Origin of the sequence: Jeotgalibacillus terrae, assembly GCF_016908195.1 — a bacterium.
GTDB lineage: Bacteria > Bacillota > Bacilli > Bacillales > Jeotgalibacillaceae > Jeotgalibacillus > Jeotgalibacillus terrae.
On the sequence record NZ_JAFBDK010000048.1, the window covers coordinates 1 to 1,576 of the forward strand.

At 43.5% G+C, this 1,576-nt stretch carries 1 protein-coding gene; it reads right to left on the bottom strand.

The window, feature by feature from the left end; all coding sequences use genetic code 11:
* Positions 1-88 precede the first annotated feature (88 nt).
* Positions 89-1,450, bottom strand: a complete 1,362-nt coding sequence (locus JOD21_RS19170) for a transposase (RefSeq protein ID WP_204731101.1) — start codon at positions 1,448-1,450, stop codon at positions 89-91.
* Between the last annotated feature and the right edge of the window lie 126 nt (positions 1,451-1,576).

Here is a 1,576-nt window from a genome sequence, read left to right on the forward strand (position 1 = left end):
TGAATCGATTTCATAATTGCTCTTTTTAAAAAAGCCAATAAAGCGCCTGTTCTCTAAAATCGATATTTTTTAATCTTTCATTTGAAGCTTAAGCTGTTTGTTGATTGGCCATTTCATCTTGTAATAAGCGATTGATCCGATCCGCCGCAAGTTTAGACGCATTGAATAAAAGCGTGATCAAGCTCAAATGCAGCTTCGCTTTCTTTCCGTGACGGTGTCTGACATTATTCAACTGAAAGAATTCTTTCAGGTAAGCATTTACACGTTCTACAGCGGTTCGTTCGGCAAAAAGGGCTTTCCATTTTGTCGATCCTCGAGCTGGCGCTGTGTAGCGCCTTAAATCCCTTTCGATTCTGAACTTAAATGTTTTCTGGCACAGCGAATCCTGCGCGAGTGGACAATCGGCACATTCCTTCGGACGTGTGAATTTAATGGTCTTCCATCTCGGATCAAAGCTGTCATACCGATAGGCGTGCTCTCTGACACAGGTTGGGGCAAAGTGTTCATTGAACCCGGGCACTTCCTGTTCACGGCGCTTATTATAAGCGATGACAGATTGAGCATTCATCCGAAACAACTGTTGGTAGATCGCCGGCACATCATAACCTGCATCCATACAGCCAACTTGAATTGGAAGACCCAGCTTTTCAATTCCTTTTAACAAAGGGATCGCTGCTTTACTGTCATGCAGGCTGCCTGAACTCATCAGAGACTGAAAGATATACTGACTCTTTGTCCCAACTGCGAGATGTGCTTTATAACCGAACCAGTAAGCGTTTTTCCCTTCACTGTTTTTCTTGACGCCCCATTGTGGTTCGATTGGGATATCAGAACGTAGTTCTTCATAAGTGGCATCCAGTTGTGCCGCGACTTCTTTTTCAAATAGCGTCTGATTCAGTTCAGCTTCTTTCTTTAATTGATCAAACACAGCCTGTTCTGCTTTTGTTTTACGGCCGCGCTTCTTTGGTTCAGGCTTTGGTTTTTCTTCTTTGGCTGGTGCCTGGTCACGCGCTTCAAAGTGTGAGGCATCAATCGCCACATGGTCATCTGTGATAAATCCTTCAGTAAATGCCTGAAGAATCATGGCGTCATTTTCCTGATCAAACACATCGGCAACTGATAGTTTTTGAATCATTCTTGAATACGACGCTTCAGATGGAACATCATCAGAGATCAAAAAACCACAATTCACACGAAATAGGAGATCGTTTTTTAATCGCTTCAGTAAATCTTTGATCGTCGGAATACGCTCGACCAATCTAGCGATTAAAGAACAGATCATGGCAGGATAATTCAGTTCTACCGGGGCACCGCGCCACGATTTCTTTGATACAACAGCGACGATTTTCTCAAGATCCAGCGTCGAAAAAATCGCTTCATATCGCTGGGGAGGTTCCAGGTCATATAATTCCTGGATGCCAAACAGGCTCACTTGTCTTATAATAGGCATAAGGGGATTTCCTCCAGTCTGAGTTTGTTTCGTCGCTAACTCTTTTCGACTGTTTGGGGAGGTTCTCCTTTTTTTATGCGCTAAAACGCTTGTGGGCGTTGGGCTGAGAATTATGAAATTCATTCA